The organism is Pseudomonas sp. B21-009, assembly GCF_024749345.1.
Classification (GTDB): domain Bacteria; phylum Pseudomonadota; class Gammaproteobacteria; order Pseudomonadales; family Pseudomonadaceae; genus Aquipseudomonas.
On sequence record NZ_CP087199.1, the window covers coordinates 3,367,375 to 3,384,981 of the forward strand.

8 protein-coding genes are annotated in these 17,607 nt (G+C 65.2%); 1 reads left to right on the plus strand and 7 read right to left on the minus strand.

Going from position 1 to position 17,607, the window contains the following annotated elements:
* Window positions 1-34: 34 nt before the first annotated feature.
* The 7 genes from LOY34_RS15285 to LOY34_RS15315 form a co-directional block, all read right to left on the minus strand.
* A complete protein-coding gene (locus LOY34_RS15285) occupies window positions 35-9,193 on the minus strand; it encodes a DUF4347 domain-containing protein (protein WP_258663470.1) in 9,159 nt (3,052 codons plus the stop codon).
* 94 nt (window positions 9,194-9,287) lie between these two features.
* A complete protein-coding gene (locus tag LOY34_RS15290) occupies window positions 9,288-9,824 on the minus strand; it encodes a phage tail protein (protein WP_258663473.1) in 537 nt (178 codons plus the stop codon).
* Window positions 9,825-9,876: 52 nt separating this feature from the next.
* Complete coding sequence (locus tag LOY34_RS15295; protein ID WP_052676460.1) at window positions 9,877-10,206, minus strand: DUF6916 family protein; 330 nt, start codon at window positions 10,204-10,206, stop codon at window positions 9,877-9,879.
* The gene (locus LOY34_RS15300) at window positions 10,203-10,706 is read right to left on the minus strand and encodes a GNAT family N-acetyltransferase (protein ID WP_195884376.1); all 504 of its coding nucleotides are present in this window, start codon (window positions 10,704-10,706) and stop codon (window positions 10,203-10,205) included. Before LOY34_RS15300 ends, LOY34_RS15295 begins: the two co-directional genes overlap by 4 nt.
* A gap of 114 nt (window positions 10,707-10,820) precedes the next feature.
* Window positions 10,821-12,920 carry an HlyD family efflux transporter periplasmic adaptor subunit gene (locus tag LOY34_RS15305; RefSeq protein WP_177329136.1) on the minus strand — a complete coding sequence of 700 codons (2,100 nt, stop codon included), beginning with the start codon at window positions 12,918-12,920 and terminating at the stop codon, window positions 10,821-10,823.
* The gene (locus LOY34_RS15310; protein ID WP_195884377.1) at window positions 12,917-14,236 is read right to left on the minus strand and encodes an efflux RND transporter periplasmic adaptor subunit; all 1,320 of its coding nucleotides are present in this window, start codon (window positions 14,234-14,236) and stop codon (window positions 12,917-12,919) included. The genes LOY34_RS15305 and LOY34_RS15310 overlap by 4 nt, the downstream gene beginning before the upstream one ends.
* A complete protein-coding gene (locus LOY34_RS15315) occupies window positions 14,233-14,994 on the minus strand; it encodes an efflux RND transporter periplasmic adaptor subunit (protein ID WP_082075376.1) in 762 nt (253 codons plus the stop codon). Before LOY34_RS15315 ends, LOY34_RS15310 begins: the two co-directional genes overlap by 4 nt.
* A 553-nt stretch (window positions 14,995-15,547) precedes the next feature.
* Here LOY34_RS15315 and tssF point away from each other — a divergent pair.
* Complete coding sequence (tssF, locus tag LOY34_RS15320) at window positions 15,548-17,326, plus strand: type VI secretion system baseplate subunit TssF (protein WP_195884378.1); 1,779 nt, start codon at window positions 15,548-15,550, stop codon at window positions 17,324-17,326.
* Window positions 17,327-17,607: the final 281 nt, after the last annotated feature.

Here is a 17,607-nt window from a genome sequence, read left to right on the forward strand (position 1 = left end):
ACGGCTCGATCATCTCTGAATAAGTGCTGGCGTTTCAGGTCCGGTTGCCGATCTGTGTCGGCTGTGCCAGAGCCATGGCCAATTCGCGTACGGGACGCTGTTCGGCGTCCTTGATGTCCTGCAACTGCTGCTCCAGCGAGGCGGCGCCAAACACTGCGCGCAAGCCTTGGGCAGGGTCGGTGGTGCGCCACTGCTTGCCGTCGAAAACCCGCATCGACTCGCCCTCCGGCGCCGCCTCGCGGGCAAACAGGGCGGCAAAGGTACTGGTGCCGAACACGCCCCCATCACCGCCGCCAAAACCGAGAAAACCCTGCCCCGATCCGTCGCCGCTGCCATCGCTGCTGGCAAATACCTGGGCGATGAAGCTCGGCGCGCTGAGACCGTTATGAATGAAAATGCTGCCCAGGGTGTCGATGCCACTGCCCAGCGTGCGCTCCTCGAACAGCGGCGCGGGCAGCATCGGCGACGTGCTGGCAACCGAGGGCAACTGTGGTACTTGTGGCTGCAACAGCGGCACGCTCACCGCCGGGTTGCTGACGGGCGGATTGACCCGGAATTCGAGATCGCCGACATCCTGGTTCGGCAATTGATACAGCGGGCTGCTCATCGACACCGCCAGGGCATTGCCGGCGCCGTCGCGGATGCCGCTGTTCAGCGCGTTGAGGCTCAGCCCCAGGCCGCCCTGGCCGCTGATACTGCCCAGGGTTACCCGGTAGGTACGCGCATCCAGTTGCTGCACCGACTGCACCACCCCCGTGGCGCTGCCGCTGGACAGCACGCTGAAGTCAGCGGCATCGACGCCGCTGACCGCCTCGTCAAAGCTCAAGGTGTAGCTCAGCGTCCGCTCGCCGGGCGTTGCCGGAGTTTGCACGACGATCTCGGCAGGCCGCGGTGCGCGGGCATCGACGAGGATGCCGGCGGTGCTGGCGACGTTGCTCAGGCCGGTGCCGGCATCGTTGCCGCGTGCATCACGCACGGTGCTGCCATTAAGGTCCAGGCTCGGCGCCACGCTCAGGCCATTGCTGGCCTGCAGGCCCGGGCTGATGGTCAGGCGGAACACCAGGGTGTTGCTGCCGGAGCCGGAAACGTAATCGGCATACACCACCCGGCCATTGTCCAGGGTGACCGCCAGGCGCGGCGCGCCATCGGCGGTATCGACCAGCACCGCTTCGTCCAGCTGCACGCTGAACTCCAGCCCCTGCCCGGCGACATAACTGCCCGCCGCCGGCACCGCCACCGCAGTCACGCTTGGCGCCACGCGGTCGATACTGTAGCTGCTGCCTTGCAGGCCCCCTGCAAGGGCATTGCCGGCCGCATCGGTGATGCCGGTGCCGGTCGGATTCAGGTCCAGGCGCAGGGTGCCGACACCGCTGAGGTTGTCGACCAGGACGCTGTAGGTGCGCCCGTCAAGCTGCGTCACGCTGCTGATCCGCCCGCTGGCACTGGCGCTGAACGCCAGGCTGAAGTCGGCCAGGTCGACGCCGCTGACGCTCTCGTCGAAGCTCACGGTGTAGCGCAGCGAACCGCTGTTGCTCGGGCTGACATCGACGCGAACGATATCCGCCACTTGTGGCGCTGCGGTATCGATACGCACCCCTGTGGTGCTGGCGAGCCCGTTCAGGCCCAGGTTAAGGGGGTTGCCTGCCGCATCGCGCACTGTGCCCCCGTTCAGATCCAGGGTGCTGCCGACCTGGATGCCATCGGCATCGTTGTTACCGACTTGCACGCTGTACTGGAACACCAACTGGCCGCTACCAGAGCCGGACACATAGCTGGCATAGCGGGTCAGCCCGCCAATAGTCAGCTGCAGGCGCGGCGTGCCGGCAGAGGTATCGACGATCAGCGCTTCACTGGCGTTGACCGTGAAGCTCAGCACGTCGCCAGCGTTGTAGCTGCCTGCTGCCGGTACCGACACGCTGGCCACCGTCGGCAGCACAGCGTCGACCAGTACGCCACTGGTGCTGGCGACGTTGTTGAGGCTGATCAGCGCGTCATTGCCAACGCTGTCGCGCAGTGCACCGCCATTGAGCACCAGGCCGCTGCCCAGGCTGATGCCGGTGCTGTCGAGCTGGCCGGTGCTGACCGTCAGGCGGAACACCAGCGCGCCAGTGCCAGAGCCGGACAGATAATCAGCAAACACTGTGCCGCCAGTGTCCAGGGTGATTTGCAGGCGCGGTGTACCGGTGACCATCACCGCCTCGCTGAGGTTGACGGTAAAGTCCAGGTGCTGGCCAGCGACATAGTTGCCGTCGGCCGGCACCGTAACGCTGTTGACCGTCGGTGCCACCCGGTCGATCTGGTAGCTGGTGCCGCTCTGCCCATTGCTCAGGCTGTTGCCGGCCGCGTCGCTGATGCCGGTGGCGCTGCTGTTGAGGTCCAGGCGCAGGCTGCCAACGCCGCTCAGGCCGGACACCAGTACGCTGTAGGTGCGCCCGTCCAGCGAGGTGACGCTGCTAATGCTGCCGTTGGCCGTGCCACTGAACACCAGGCTGAAGTCGCTGGTATCGACACCGCTGACCGCTTCGCTGAAGGTCACGTTGTAGCGCACGCTGCCGGCATTGCTCGGGCTGGCATCGATGGCCAGCAGCGCTCCAGCGCTGGGTGCCAGGGTATCGACCAGCACGCCGGCGGTACTGCCCAGGCCATTGAGGGCCAGCACCAGGCCGTTGCCGGCGGCGTCGCGCAGCGTACCACCGTTGAGGTCCAGGGTGCTGCCGAGCTGAATACCATCGGCATCGTTGACGCCGGCATCGACACTGTACTGGAACAGCAACTGGCCGCTACCGGAGCCGGACACATAGCTGGCATAGCGGCTCAGCCCGCCAATGGTCAGTTGCAGGCGCGGCGTACCGGTGGAGGTATCGACGATCAGCGCTTCGCTGGCGTTGACGGTGAAGCTCAGCACGTCGCCGGCCTTGTAGCTGCCCGCAGCCGGTACCGCGACGCTGCCGATAACCGGCGCCACGGCATCGACATTGACGCCCGTGGTGCTGCCGACGTTGTTGAGTGTCGCGACTGCCAGATTGCCCGCCTGGTCGCGAACCGATCCGCCGTTGAGCACCAGGTTGCTGCCAAGGGTGATGCCGTTGCTATCGAGCTGACCGCTGCTGACTGTCAGGCGGAATACCAGCGCGCCGGTCCCGGAGCCGGAAAGGTAATCGGCGAACACGGTGCCGCCAGTGTCCAGGGTGATCTGCAGGCGCGGTGTACCGGTCACCGTCACTGCCTCGCTGAGGTTGACGGTGAAGTCCAGCTGCTGGCCGGCGACGTAGGTGCCATTGGCCGGCACGCTGACACTGGTAACCTGCGGCGCGATGCCGTCGATGACCAGGTTGTGGTTGGCCCCCAGCGAATGGGCGGAGCCCGGCGTTGGCAAGGTCAAAACGGCATTGTCGAAGGTGGCGTTGCGAATCACTGCACCATTGAGGGCCAGGGCGGCGCTGCCGGCGTAGTCGAGGTCGGCGCTGGTATCACCGGCCTGCACGGTGTACTGGAACGTCAGGGTGTTAGTGCCCGAGCCGGCCACATAGGTGGCATAGCGATCGATAAGGCCGGTTTCCAGCAGCAAGGCCGGGATGCCGCCAGTGGTGTCGACGCTGACCATCTGGTCGAAGGTCAGGGTCAGGGTAATGCTGTCGCCGGTCTTGTAGCTGCCATTGGCGCTCTGCGCCGAGACATCGGTAACCCGCGGGTTCAACGAGGCGACGTTGATGCTAACGGTGTCGGTGTCGGTCTGCGCCCCGCCGCTGCCGCTGCCGCCCAGGTCGCTGGTGGTGATCTGCAGGCTGGCCGAACCGTGGTAGCCGGCCACCGGGGAGAACACCAGGCCGTTGAGCGCGGCATTGATATCGCTTTGCGAGCCGGTGAAGGTCATGCTCGCATCGCCCGTGCCGCTGCCGACGGTAAACACCAGGCCGCTGAGGCTCGACAGCGTCAGCAGGCCATTGCTGGCGGTCAAGGTCACCTGCAAGGCGGCGCTGCCGGCGTCAACATCGCTGATGCTGATCAGGTTGCCGTTGCCGTTGTTGAAGGTCAGCGAGCCGTCCTGAAGGACGTTCTGGCTACTCGGTACCTGGTTGACCGGCGCATCGTTGACCGCACCAATGGCCAGCGTCACCACCCGCTGAGTGAGCTGCGCCCCGCCGCTGCCCGTGTTGCCGCCATCGTTGTAGGTCACCGTCAGGTTGACGTTGCCGTTGCCGTTGGCGGCGCCGATGTAGGAGACCCCGTTGGCGGCGATAAAGGCGTTGATGTCCGCTACCGAGCCGACCAGTATCAGACCGCTGCCCAGCGTGTTGACCGTGACGCCGGCGCCACTGTTGGCGTGCAGTTGGCCCAGCGCCACGCTCAGGGTCAGGGTGACCTGCCCGCTACCGGCATCGGCATCGCTGATGGAAATGCCCGACACCGTGCCAGACGCATCTTCATTGAAGTTCAGGCTGCTCGGTACGCTGAGGATCCCGGCGTCGTTGACGGCCTGGATGTTGACGGCCTTGCTGGCGACGGCGCTGTCGCTGTTGCCGTCATTGACCGAGAACGACACGGTGCGCGTCGAGGTGTCGGGGTTGTCGGAAACGTTGCGATAGCCCACCGATTGCAGGGCGACCTGCCACTGCCAAAGGGTCGCGGTGGCCCCCGCCGACGTCAGGGTCAGGACGCCGGTCGCGGCGTTGTAACTGGCGTTGATGTTGCCCGTAATCGGCGAACCGGAGCTGAACTCCAGTACATCCTGGCCGGCGCGGAAGTTGCCGGTGATGCTGATGGTAGCGCTGGCCAGGGTGTTGCTGTCGATGTCGCTGAGCGTCAGCCCGCTGTCGATTGCCACGGGCCCTGCGTTCTCGAAGTAGGTTTCGCTGCCGCCGCTGGTGGCGATCACCGGCGTATCGTCTACTGTCGCCACGGTCAAGGTGCGGGTTGCGGCCGGGCTGTCCAGGGTGCCGTCGTTGACCACGAAACTCAGGGTCCGGGTGGCCGTGCTGGGCGATTCGCTCTGGTTGCTGAAGGTCACCGAGGCCAATGCCGCCTGCCACTGCGCAAGGGTGGCAGCGGCGCCTGCGGAGGTCAGGGTCAGCACGCCGGTGGAAACGTCGTAGCTGGCGCTGATGTTGCCCATGGTTGCCGGGTTGTTGGTAAATGCCAGCACGTCGAAACCGCCCTGGAAATTACCGATAATGCTGACCCTGGCGCTGGCCAGGGTGCTGTTGTCGGAATCGCTCAGGGTCAGGCCGCTGTCGATGACTACCGGGGTCGAGGGGCCGTTGTTGCCCTCGACGAAGTGCGCGCTGCCAGCGCTGGTGCTCAGGTTCGGCGCGTCATTGACCGCCGTGACGGTGATGCTGGCAGTGTCGCTGGCGATGGAAAACGCCGTGCTGGCGCCGCTGGCCGTGGTGTCGACCTTGCTGCCCTGCTGCCCTGCCGAGGCGCCAGTCTGGTCCCAGGCCTTGTAGGTCAGGGTTGCCACCATGGCGTTGGCGCCGTCGGGCACCAGGCGCAGCTTGTCGCTACCGCGCAGCAGCAAGGCACTGTTGCCGGCCACGGCGCCGATATCGCTCCAGGTGCTGCCATCGGTGCTGTACTGCCAGGTGCCGGTGCCGCTGTTCAGGCCGGTGATGGCGATACCGACAAGGGCGCCGGTGTCGACATCGGTTACGCCACTGAGGAAGCTGGCAACGGTTTGCCCGGGGTTGTTCAGCTGGCCATCAGTGATGCCGATGAGCACCGGTGCAGTCGGGGTCAGCAGCGGCGCGTCGTTGACCGCGCTGATTGTGATCTGCGCCTGCGCGGTGCCGACCGAGAAGCTGCTGCTGCCGCCGTTAATGGTGGTGTCGCCAGTGCGGCGTACTGAGTTGCTGGAGGCCGTGCCGCTGGTCTGGTCCCAGGCCCGCAAGGTCAGGCTGGCGCTACCGGCATTGGTGCCATCGGGGACGAAACGCACTTGCGCGGTGCTCGACAGCAGCAGGCCGGCGCTGCTGGAGACCGCGCCGATGTCGGCCCAACTGAATCCGTTGCTGGAGTACTGCCAGAAGCCATTACCGCTGCTGCCGATCACGGCGACGCCGCTCAGCGAACCGGCGCCGTCGACATCGCCATGGCTCAGCCCGGCGAGAATGCTTGCAATCAGCTGGCCGCTGGAACTGCTGTCTTCATCGGTGCCCGGCAGCACGAACGGCCCGCCCGAGAGGCTGGGCGCATCATTGCTGGCCTGCACCGTGACCGTTGCGCTGATGGCCAGCGAAGTGCTGTCGGCACCGCCATTGCTGGTGCCGCCGGTGTCAGCCACGCCGCTCAAGCTGATGACCCGGGTGCCGATGGTCGGCGCATGGCTGAGGTTGCTGTATTGCACACCATCGATCAGCGTCTGGGTCAGGCCGCTGCTGATGCCGGCGGCCTTGGTCAGGGTCACCGTCGCGGTCGCGCCGCTGAGCGTCACCGAATAGCTGAAGCCGTTGATGGCCGTGGTGCCCGAGGCGCCGTTGACCAGGTCGATGTTGCTGCCGTCGAGGGTCAGGCGCTCGTTGCCGGGATCACTGACATTGCTGACGGTGAAGGTCAGCTGCTTGATGCCCTGCCCGGCCTCGACGGTAGACACCACCACCGCGCTGAACAGGTCGACCGGCGCGCCACCTTCGGTGAAGGTCGGGGTGCCGCCGCTGGCGGTTACCGTCGGTGCATCGTTGACCGCGCTGACATTGACGCTGACCAGGGCGCTGGCGTCGCTGGAGCTGTCGCCATCGTTGATGCTGACCTGCACCGTACGCGCCGCGGTTGAGATATCGCCATTGTTGCTGTTGCTGTAGGTCAGGTTGCGCACCAGCGCCTGCACCGCAGCGGCGGTCGCGTTGCTGTTGAGCGAGATCACCAGGTTGCTGCTGGCGCTGCCGCCGGCAAAGCTGCCGATGATCACCCCGGCATAAGTCACGTTGCTGCCCGAGACACCGATCTGCCCGGCCCCGCTGCCCTGGTTGAAGATCCCCAGCAGGTCTTCGCCGCTGACCCTGTTGGCGGTGATCGCCACGGTGACGTTGCCGCCGTTGAAGTCCGCCGAGTCCAGGTCGGTGAGCAGCGCATTGCCGCCGGCGTCGAGCAGCACCGGCGCCCCACCCTCGATAAAGGTGTTGCTGTCGCCATTGAGGTTGCTCAGCACCGGCGGGTCATTGGACTTGGTGGTGAAGTTCAGCGTGGTGTTGTTCTTCACCCCCTTGAAGATCGCGCCATCGCCATCGACGAAGGTCTTGGCGTCCAGGCGGATGGCATAGCCGGTGCCCAGTGCCAGGGGGACCGGCAGGGCGATGGTCCAGGTGGTGCCGGAGCCGCTGATCTGCGCACTGCCAATGGCGATGGTCTGGACCACGACATTGTCGAAGGTGCGCACGATGTAGATGTTGCCGCTGCTACCCTTGCTCACCGCTTCGTTGAAGGTCAGCACGATGTTGGCGTTGGTGTCGACGTTGCTGGCGTTGTCGCTGGGCGTCGAGCTGACCACGATCGGTGGGCGGTCGTTCTGTACATACAGGTTGCCGGCGGTGGCGTTGAACCCACCATACAGGTCGATATCGCCGTCGCCGTCGAAGTCGGCGGCGCGATAGGTGGTGCCGGTATGATCGACCAGGCTCAGGCCGGCCAGCGGCGACTGGGCCAGGGTCTGCAGGGTGAAGGTGCCGTCGCCGTTGCTGCGCGCATAGGCAAAAGCTGTGCCGTTGCCGCCAGTCTGGTAGAGGATGTCGGCGTCGCCATCGCTGTCGAAGTCGGCCAGCACCATGCGGCCGAACGCTGCCGGGGCCGGGAACGAGGCGGTTGACTGGCTGCTGAAGGAGGCGCCGTCATTGCGCAGGTAGACCCCGGTGGTGGCGTTACTGCCGGCCAGTACGTCGATGTCACCGTCGCCGTCGATGTCGGCGGCGTAGTAGTTGCTGCCGTTGTGGTCCGGCAGCGTCAACCCGGCAAAGGGTGATTGCGCCAGGGTCAACAAGGTAAAGGTGCCGTTGCCGTTGCTGCGCGCATAGGCGAAGCCGGTGCCGTTGGCGCCGGTCTGGTACAGCAGGTCGGCGTCGCCGTCGTTGTCGAAGTCAGCGGCGAGCATCCGTGAGCCGGCCGCTGGCGCCGGGAAGCTTGCCGTCGACTGGCTGCTGAAACTGCCGCCGTCGTTGCGCAGGTAGGTGCCGGTAGTGCTGTTGACCCCGGCCAGCACATCGAGGTCGCCGTCGCCATCGAAGTCGGCAACGTGGTAGTTGGAGCCGGTGTGGTCCGGCAGCGACAACCCGGCAAAGGGCGACTGCGCCAGGCTTTGCAGGGTGAAGCTGCCGTTGCCGTTGCTGCGCGCGAATGCCCAGAGCGAACCATTGCCCCCGGTCTGGTAGAGGATGTCAGCGTCGCCGTCGTTGTCGAAATCGCCCACCACCACCCGGCTGCCGGCGGCGATGGTGGTGCCGCTCAGCGGCGCGCTGCCGGTACTCCAGGAGGTGGCCAGCAGCCCCTGGTAATCGTTGAGCGCCAGGGCCGTGGTTGCCAGCGGGCCGCTGCTGCGCTCCAGGGTCCAGTTGCCGCCCAGCGCACCGCTACCGGTGTCGTCGCTGGAGGCGCCGATGTCGGCACCGGTCAGGCTTGCCAGCTGGCTGACAAAGGCCTGGCCGGCATCGTCCTTGCCGACCTGGCAGCCATACAGCATCAGGTCGCCGTCGGCCTTGAGCGACTGGCCGATGGACTGCAGCGTCTCGCCGTGATCGGCAAGGTTGCTGCTGCTCAGCCAGACATTGCCCAACTGCACGGTACCCGACGCACCGTGGGAAAATACATGGATGGCATCCAGGTCGCTGCGGCCCTTGAGGTAGTCGGCCATTTGCTGCAGGCCGTCCTTGCCCGGGTCGAGCACCACCACTTCACTGCCCGCCGGCAGGCCCTTGAGGGCTTCCTGCGGGTTGCTGATCTGGCCATCGACAAACACCACTTCATGGCGTTCGCTGGCACTGGCGCCACGCGTATCGGCCGTGGCCAGCGCGGCCTTGTCGGCCCCCGCGGTATCGCTTGCGCTGTCTTTGCCGGTGTCCTTGGCGGCCTCGGCAGTTGCCTCCTGGGCAACCACCGCAACCGAGGCGTCGAACATGATCCGCGGTTCCAGGGCAAACAACAGCGGTGCCTGACCGGCAGGGGTGGGCACTGGCCGGCCCTGGCGTTTGAATCGGTCGATGAACTTCATGTTGCACCTCAGGCTGTACGGGTTGTTGCCCTAAAACTGCTATGGAACGGCTATGGCAGCGGTGGCGCGCATCACGCGCCACCGCGCCGGTTCATCAACCGCGCGAAGGAAAGATGCCTTCGGTGGCGATGATCATGCTCAGGCCCAGGTACGGGCTGAGGTTGTTGAAGGGCTGATTGCCACCGGCAACGCCACAGCTTTGCGCTGCCAGGTTGGTCAGCGCCGTGGGGTTGCCATAGATGTTGACCGTGCCCAGGTTGGCATCGCCGCTCTGCGCCAGAACCAGGCTTGCCGTGCCTTTGTCGGCGCCGGCAGCTTCCGTCGAGACCATTAGCGGATGGCTGTGCATCGGCATTTGCTGCACGGTCAGCGTGGTGTTCTGGCTACCTCCCGTTTCACCGAGATCGACTTCACCCAGGCCCGGGCCCTGGCCCCAACCGACGGGCGAGCGGCCGCGCAGGTCGGGCAAGCCGAAGGTGACCCGGCCGTCGCCGCCATAGATCGTGCCTAGGACCGAAAACAGCGCGGCGTTTTGCGATATCGCCATCAATTGCCCACTGCACATTGCATAACCACGGGGCGCAAAGTTGCCACCGAACATCTTGATCTCACCGAGGAAGGGATCACTCATCTGGCATTACCTGTTTTTGGGTTGTGGGTGTGAACAGATCAGTTCAGGGCGCTCAGGCCTGCGGCTCCCGCTCACGGTGCAGCACCGCCTGCAGCACATGGCGGCCATCGGGCTCGGGCTGCACCGGGGTCATCAGCAGCAACCATTCCTGCTGCTGCGGACCGATAACGCGGTACACGCCCTGCTGCGGCAGCAGGCCGGCGGGCAAGGCGAAAAACACCAGGAAGCATTCGTGGCGGGCGCTCATGGCCACGCCCTCACTCAGTTGCACGCGTTCGACGGCTACGCGCTGCTCCGGCCCCAGCCAGAGCGCAAAGGCATGGCGGTCGGCCGCTTGCAGCTCGGCGAAGGTGGGCATGGGGAACTGGCCGGCGGCGCTCATGAGGCCTGCGCCATCAGGCAGCCAGGCACCGGCTCACGCCGCAGGCGGCGGTAGACCCCCGACTCGCCGACCGGGATAAAACCAAGCCTTGCATACAGCCGTTGCGCCGGATTGTAGTGCTCGACACACAGCTCGCAGGCCAGCCCGCGCTGGTCGGCGCGGCGCAGCAAGTCGTCGAGAATGGCGCTGCCAGTGCCGTGGCCAATGCAGGCGGGCAACAAGGCGATATCGATGAGGTTGAGTGCAGTCTGCCCCCAGAACAGGTACAGGCGGCCGATGGCCTGGCCCTGGCGTTCGACCAGGAGGAACTCACCATCCGGGTAATGGGCCTGGTAATACTGGTGCTGGGCATTGAATTGCTGGCGCAGAAACTGCGCAATCTGCTCGGCCGACCAGCCGCTGTGGCGCATTTCGCCGGCGCGGGTGGTGGCGTACAAATGCTCAAGGAAAGGCAGGTCGCCTTGGCCGATGGGGCGGAAACTCAAACCGAGTGGGTTCATCGTGTGTAGCGTCCCTGCGAGATGCTGAGCATTGATCCGTCCGCCCCAATGCCCCACGCCGGGCGTGAGATCATTGTGATGGCATTTTATTCTAATTGTCTGACAATCGCACTATCAAAATCCGCTTTCTCTTACCCCCAGCGCGGCCATTCGTCGCCATGCCGATGCCAGCAGCGACTGGCCCTTGCCTTCGAGCACCACCAGCCCGCGAACCGGGCGTTGCAGGCCCCCAGGCGGGCTGTTTTCGAGGGCAAAGCGTACGCCGTATTGCCCCTGCAGCGGCTGCGCCCGGCGGTTCTCGTCGCGGCGGATGGCGATGGGGCCCTGGTGCTCGGAAACCAGCGCCTCCTGATCGATGGCGCTGACCCCGGTGGTGTCGATATCGCTGAGGCTGACCCGCAGCGAATCGCGCAGCGGATCATCGGCAACAAAATGCCCGGGCGCGCCGGCCTCGACCCGCCACAAGTCCGCTTCGGCCAGGTAACCACGCAGGCGCAGGCCCTCCTCCACCACTGCAGCCAGCGGCAACTGCGCGGCAATCCAGCGGCCCGGTGCCAGGCCCACGGCCAGGTCGCGTATCACCCCGGCGTGCGGCGCGCGCAGGTTCAGGCGCTCGCGCTGGGCGGCCAGGCCACGGTATTCGGCCACCGCCTCGGCCAGGCGCTGCTCGAGGATGCCACTGTCGGCAGCGGTTTCACTGCGCCCGGCCTGGCGACGCAATTGCAGCTGCAGGATCTGGATTTCGCGCCGTACGATCTGCAGGCGCGATTCCAGGTCCGGTGACTCCAGCACCACCAGCAACTGATCGCGGGCCACGCGCTGGCCGTCCTGCACATGCACCTCGCGGATACGCGCTGCGGTCGGTGCATGCAGGGCACTGACCCGCGACGCTTCGAGCAGCGCCGGCACCTCGACATCGCTGCGCCACGGCAACACCAGCACCAGCAGCACCGCCAGCAGGCCGAGGCCCAGGCCCAGCACCTTGCGCGGTTGCGCTCGCTGGCGTTGCTGCCACCAGTGCTGGCCCTCCTTATAGACCGGCAAGGCGATGAACCAGGTCAGCTCGACCAGCATCAAAAAGATGCCCAGCGCCTTGAAAAACAAGTGATACACCGCCAGGGCGATGCCGAAAAACAGCACTGCGCGCCACAGCCAGGCGGCGTAACCCCAGCTCAACAAGCGCCGGCGCATGGCCGCCGACCACGGCTCGGGCGCCGCCTCGCCATAACCGAACAGCGCCTCGCGCAAGCGCCAGCGGCACAGGGCGAAGGCCCGGCCCTGGAGGTTGTCGACCGCCCACAGGTCGCTGAGCAGAAAGTAGCCGTCAAAGCGCATCAACGGATTGAGGTTGATCGCCAGGGTGGTGATCCAGGTGGCGCTGGCCAGCATGAACGCCGCCGTGCGCCCTGCCCCGTCCGGCAACAGCGACCAGGCCAGCAGGGCCAGGCAGGCCAGCAGCAACTCGGCGAGCACCCCGCCGGCGCCGATCAACAGGCGGGTGCGGCGGTCCTGCACGCGCCAGGCATCGCTGACATCGGTGTAGAGCATCGGCAACAGCACCATGAACGCCAGGCCCATGCTCGGCACCCGGCAGCCGGCGCGTTTGGCCATGTAGGCGTGGCCGAATTCGTGGCACAACTTGGCAAAGCCCAGGGCGATGGCAAAGGCTGCAGCACCGCCGAGGCTCAACAGGTGGGGAAAGGTTGCGAGAAAGCGCTGCCAGTCGCGCATGACCAGAAACAGCCCCAGGCACAGTACCGTGGGCAGGCCGTAGCGCAGCAGGTTCGGGCCGAACCGCGCCAGCCACGGCCAGGTACGGTTGAGAAAGGCATCCGGGCGCCACAATGGAATACGAAAGAACAGGTACTTGTGCAGCAACTGGGTCCACAGCCCCTGTCGCTGGCGGGCGGCCTTGTCGGCGTAGCTGGCCCGTTGCTCGTCATCACTGGCGGTGACCAGGTCATGGCCACGCAAAAAGCGCAACAGCTCCTCAATGGCCGTGCCCGGCAGCGGCATGCCCGGTTCGCGATTGGCTGCGGCCAGCACCCGCGCCGGATCGCCCAGCGCCCAGTGCCGCAACAGACGCATGGCGGGCGCGCCGAGCTTGAAATAGCGCCCGCGCAGCGGGTCGGCCAGGGTCCATTGCGCAGCGCCGTCCAGCCCTGGCGCGGCGGGCGACAGTTGCAGGTCCGGGCGCAGTGCCGGCAGCATCAAAGGCCCACCGTCTGGCGCAGGGCCGCCAACGGCCGGCGCAGCAGGTACAGCGCCAGCGGTGCACGCTGGCCAAACAGCTTGGCAGTGCCACGCAGGCCGATGCGCGGCGGCGCGTCGGTAAAGCGTGCGTCCAGGCGATAAGCCAGTTGCCCGGCCGGAGTGTTCTGCGCTTCGTAGGCGGCGCGTTCGAGCTCGGCGCCATGGCGGTGCAGCGGGTCGCTGTCGAGAAACAGCGCCACTTCGGCGCCAGGCTCAAGGCTCAAGGCATCGGCCACCGGCAGCTCGATGCGCAGCTCGGCCTGGGCCGGGTCGGCGATTTCCAGCAGACGCTCGCCGGTCTGCAGTGGCTTGCCGGTCAGGCGCTGGGCGTCGGCGAACACGGCAATACCGGCACGCTCGGCACGCACATCGGCGCGCGCCAGCAGCTCGCGGGCATAATCGCGCTCGGCGCGCTTTTGCTCGACACGGGCGGCCAGCAGGTCAAGCCGGGCGCTGGATTCAGCATCGGAAAAGGCTCGCTGGGTGTTGGCCTTGAGCTCGGCCTCGGCGACCCCGAGGGTGCGCTCGGCAACATCGGCCTGGGCCTTGAGGCTAGTGGCGTCGAAGCGCACCAGCACCTGCCCGGCCTGCACCGCCTGGTTGGGCTTGATCAGGAACTCGGCGATCACCCCATCCAGCGGTGCGGCCACCACCTGGCCGTTGCGTGGCACCACTTCGGCCGGCGCCAACACCGACTGGCGCACCGGCACCAGCAGCACCAGCAGGGCTGCGGCGCCAATCGCCCAGCGGCTGCGTGCCGGCCAGCGCAGGCGCCATGGTTTACCCGGCTGCAAGGCCAGCCAGGCATGGCTGTAACACTCGCCCAGGTGGTTGAGCAAGCTGTGCTCGGCCTCGACCCAAGGGTTGTCGCGGGCCAGCCACAAACCGCCAAAAACCACACCCTGGCGGTCCTTGAGCGGCAGCCAGAAGGCGTGGGCAGCTGACAACGACTGCCAGTCATCGCGGCTGGCCTGATCGAAACTGTCCGGGTTCAGCGGGCCGCTGGTGTCCAGGCGGGCACTGTTGCCCAGTTGCGCGGCGGCATGTTCGATGAAGGCCACGAACGGCGCATTCGCCTCGACCATGCTGATCGCGGTCAACGCCCGCACCTTGCCGGCAATCAGCAATGCCGCGTGGCGAAAGGCGAACAGCGGCTGGGGATCGTTGACCATGCTGAAGGCCAGCGCCTCGACCGTGGTCGCGGCCCGGGCCTGATGCTCCAGGCGCAGGTAATGCGCCAGTAACTGCTCCATGCCATTGGCTACTGGCGCGTTCATGGCTGGCCGGCGAAGTGCGCGGTGCCGCTCATGCCGGCCAGCAGGCCGCGGCTGTCGGCCGGCAGCGTGCCGATCAGCAGCAGGGTCTGGCTGCCTTCATCGATGCGCGCGCCCAGGCGCTTGACCACCGCCTGCAGCGGCGCGCCGGTTTCATCGGGGACGAAGCTGAAGGTCTGTTCCGGCTTGAGCTTGCCCAGCCAGCGCGAAGGCACCAGCAGGTGCACCTCCAGCGAACGGTTGTCGACGATTTCCAGCAACGGCGCGCCGCTGGCCACGCTTTCGTGGGCCTGGACCTTACGGGCAACCACCTGGCCGTCGAACGGGGCCTTGACCTGGCAGCGCTGCACCTGCACCTGATAAACCTGCGCCTCGGCCTGGGCCTGCGCCTGGCGCGCTTCGGCCAGGGTCACTTCGAAGCGCCCGACCGAATTGAGCGCCGCCAGTTGCTGCTTGTTGCGCAGCTCTTCACGGGCCGCACGCACGGCAGCGCCGGCGGCATTCTGCTGGGCCTGGTAAGCGCTGCAATCAAAACGCACCAGCACATCGCCCTTGCTGAACGACTGGCCTTCGGCGAACGGCATGTCCACCACCCGCCCGGCCAGCTCGCTGGCCAGCACCGCCTGCGAGCGCGCGCGCAGCACGCCGCGCACTTCGCTGACGCTCGAGGTCGCGCCCTCGAGCAGCGGATCGCTGTCGGCAGCCGCCTGCGCCAGGCTTGCGACCATCACCAACGCCAGGCACCAGGCTCCGTGCTTCATCTCGCTGCATCCTTTCATTATTGGTTGTATGCGTTGTGTATCGGTTGCAGCGGCGCGAACCTGATTACCGTTGGTCAGCAGCCGCTGGCTGGCAACCCAGACACCGCCCTACGTGCCAGGCACAGGTGGCATGGCGAGTGTAGTAGCGGGGAACATGCGCGATGAAATGCGCGAACTGCAATCAAGGTAAGTGGCAGGATGCTATCAGTGTTTTTCGAGGCGCGGTAGCGGGTGCGAGGGGGTAAACACGGTATTTTTTTGGCCCGGCGAGCTGGCCTTCGTCAGCGATGCGAACGATGCTGCATCTGCGCACGGTTCTCTACCAGCAGCACGCTCAAACACGTCTGAATACATACTCCATAAAATAAGAACTTACATCTTGTCAAAACATTTGCATTGACGCTTCAGCCCCTCTGGCGAAAACAATAAACCCAGACCGAGCGATACACAGAAGTTTGAAAAGCAAACATTAAAGATGCTTCCTACAAACAAAAAAAGACATTAAACAACTTCCCCCAATACGTTGAATGTAAACGTTCACGCAGGGCCGCACATGTCATTAAAAAGTCGCTATATGGAAGAACGCCGGCGCCTGCGCGAACTGGCCGACGAATTTGCCGAAGACGATCCGCGCCTGGCGCACTTTCTCGGCAGCGAAGCCTCTGACCCCGACGTCGAGCGATTGATGGAAGGCTTTGCATTCCTGACTGCAAAGCTTGCGATGAAGATCGACGACCACCTGCCGGAAATCACCCAGCCGCTGCTGCAACTGGTCTACCCCAATTTCCTTCGGCCCTTGCCCAGCGTCACCCTGGTGCGCTTCGACCCGATCGATCATGCGCTGAGCGAAAGCCAGCTGATCCCCAAGGGTACCGCGCTGTTCTCCAGGCCGGTCGACGGCGTGAACTGTACCTTTCGCACCTGTACCGACGTGACCCTCTACCCCTTGGTCATCGATGAGATCTGCCACATCGACAGTGCCGACAAATCCATCGTCCACATCGACCTTGGCGCGCTGACCGAGCAACCGCTGCGCCAGCTCGACTGCGACCGGTTGAGCTTTCATCTGGGAGGCGCTGCAAGCAACGCCCTGACGCTCTACCAATGGCTGTCACAGCACCTGCACAAGGTGGTTTTGCACATCAACGACCATCGCTATTCCCTCCCGCCCGCGACCTTGACCTTTGCCGGTTTCGAACCCGGCGAGGCACTCCTGCCAAGCCCGGGCGAGCACCTGGATGGCTACCGCTTGATACAGGAGTACTTTTACTTCCCGCAGCGCTTTCACGGCTTCAACCTGACCGAACTGCGCCGCTACTGGCCGGACGTCGCAGCCGAGCATATCCGCCTGGAACTGCGTTTTGACGCGCCCTTCCCCAACGGTTTCCAGCTCGACCGCGACAGCCTTTCACTGTACTGCACACCGGCCATCAACCTCTTCGACCACCCGGCCAGGCCCATCCCGCTTGACGGGCAGGCCGTCTGCGAAGCCGTGCAACCCAGCGGGCGGCGAGCGCAGGCCTATGAGATTTTCAGCGTTGACAAGGTCGCTACCCGACGCCGGGACACGCAGACCTCGCACGATGAACAAAGCCTGGAGTTCGCGCCCTACGAAGCACTGCCCCGGCGTGTCGAACGCGCCGAAGAGCGTAGCGCACACTATTACAGCGTGACGCTCGAACAAGACCTGATCAAAGAGCGGGCGCGCCATGTCATCCGCCTGCTGCACGGTGATCAACGCCCTTACCGGGGCCAGCAGCAGACCCTGAACATCGACCTCACCTGCTGCAATGGCAACCTGCCCCTGCAACTGGACATCGGCGATATCAACCTCACCACCCAGGCCACGCCCTCGTTTGCCACCTACCGCAACCTGACCCGCCCGACCCGCTGTTACCCACCGGCGCTGGATGACGACCTGCACGGGGATGTGCAGTGGGTACTGCTTTCCAACCTGGCCCTGAATGACCTGTCGCTGTCCTGCGCCGACGCGCTCAAGGCGGTGCTGCAGGTCTATGACTTTGTGGCGCCCTATGACCTGCAGCACAAGCGCGCCACCCAGCGCCGCCTGAACGCTATCGAACACGCCAGCACGGCGCCGACTGACTGGTTGATCAAGGGCCTGCCCGTGCGCGGCATGCTCACCACGCTCAGGGTCAACCCCAACGCCTTCGACAATGAGGGTGACCTGCAGCTGTTTGGCAGCGTGCTCTCGCACTTCATGGCGCTGTATGCCAGCAGCAACTCCTTTCACCAGCTGGAAATCATCAACAGCGTGCGTAACACCAGCTTCGTCTGGCCCGCACGCACCGGCCAGCAGCCGGTGATGTGAGCCCGGCAGGCCGCCACTACCTGAGTATGAGCCGGGAAAAACTACGCGTGCGATGTGCTTAGTTGCGTTCAATAACGTGCACTTGAACCGCTCTGTAATCAGCAGAGCAAACTACTACGCCTGCAAAAAACACCCCAAAAACAACAAGTGACTTTTCCCACAAGCATTTAGGAAGCCCAACAAAGACAAGGCAGTAAGTTACCTCTTACTGTCTCTCCCCTCTGTAGGAACAAATCTTGTTGGACGTTCCATCCACGTCCATTCGACCTGCCCGACGCAAT

Coding starts and splice junctions, on each gene's coding strand:
- LOY34_RS15310 (WP_195884377.1), bottom strand. CDS start 14,236: ATGAACGCGCCAGTAGCCAATGGCATGGAGCAGTTACTGGCGCATTAC.
- LOY34_RS15290 (WP_258663473.1), bottom strand. CDS start 9,824: ATGAGTGATCCCTTCCTCGGTGAGATCAAGATGTTCGGTGGCAACTTT.
- LOY34_RS15300 (WP_195884376.1), bottom strand. CDS start 10,706: ATGAACCCACTCGGTTTGAGTTTCCGCCCCATCGGCCAAGGCGACCTG.
- tssF (WP_195884378.1), top strand. CDS start 15,548: ATGTCATTAAAAAGTCGCTATATGGAAGAACGCCGGCGCCTGCGCGAA.
- LOY34_RS15315 (WP_082075376.1), bottom strand. CDS start 14,994: ATGAAGCACGGAGCCTGGTGCCTGGCGTTGGTGATGGTCGCAAGCCTG.
- LOY34_RS15285 (WP_258663470.1), bottom strand. CDS start 9,193: ATGAAGTTCATCGACCGATTCAAACGCCAGGGCCGGCCAGTGCCCACC.
- LOY34_RS15295 (WP_052676460.1), bottom strand. CDS start 10,206: ATGAGCGCCGCCGGCCAGTTCCCCATGCCCACCTTCGCCGAGCTGCAA.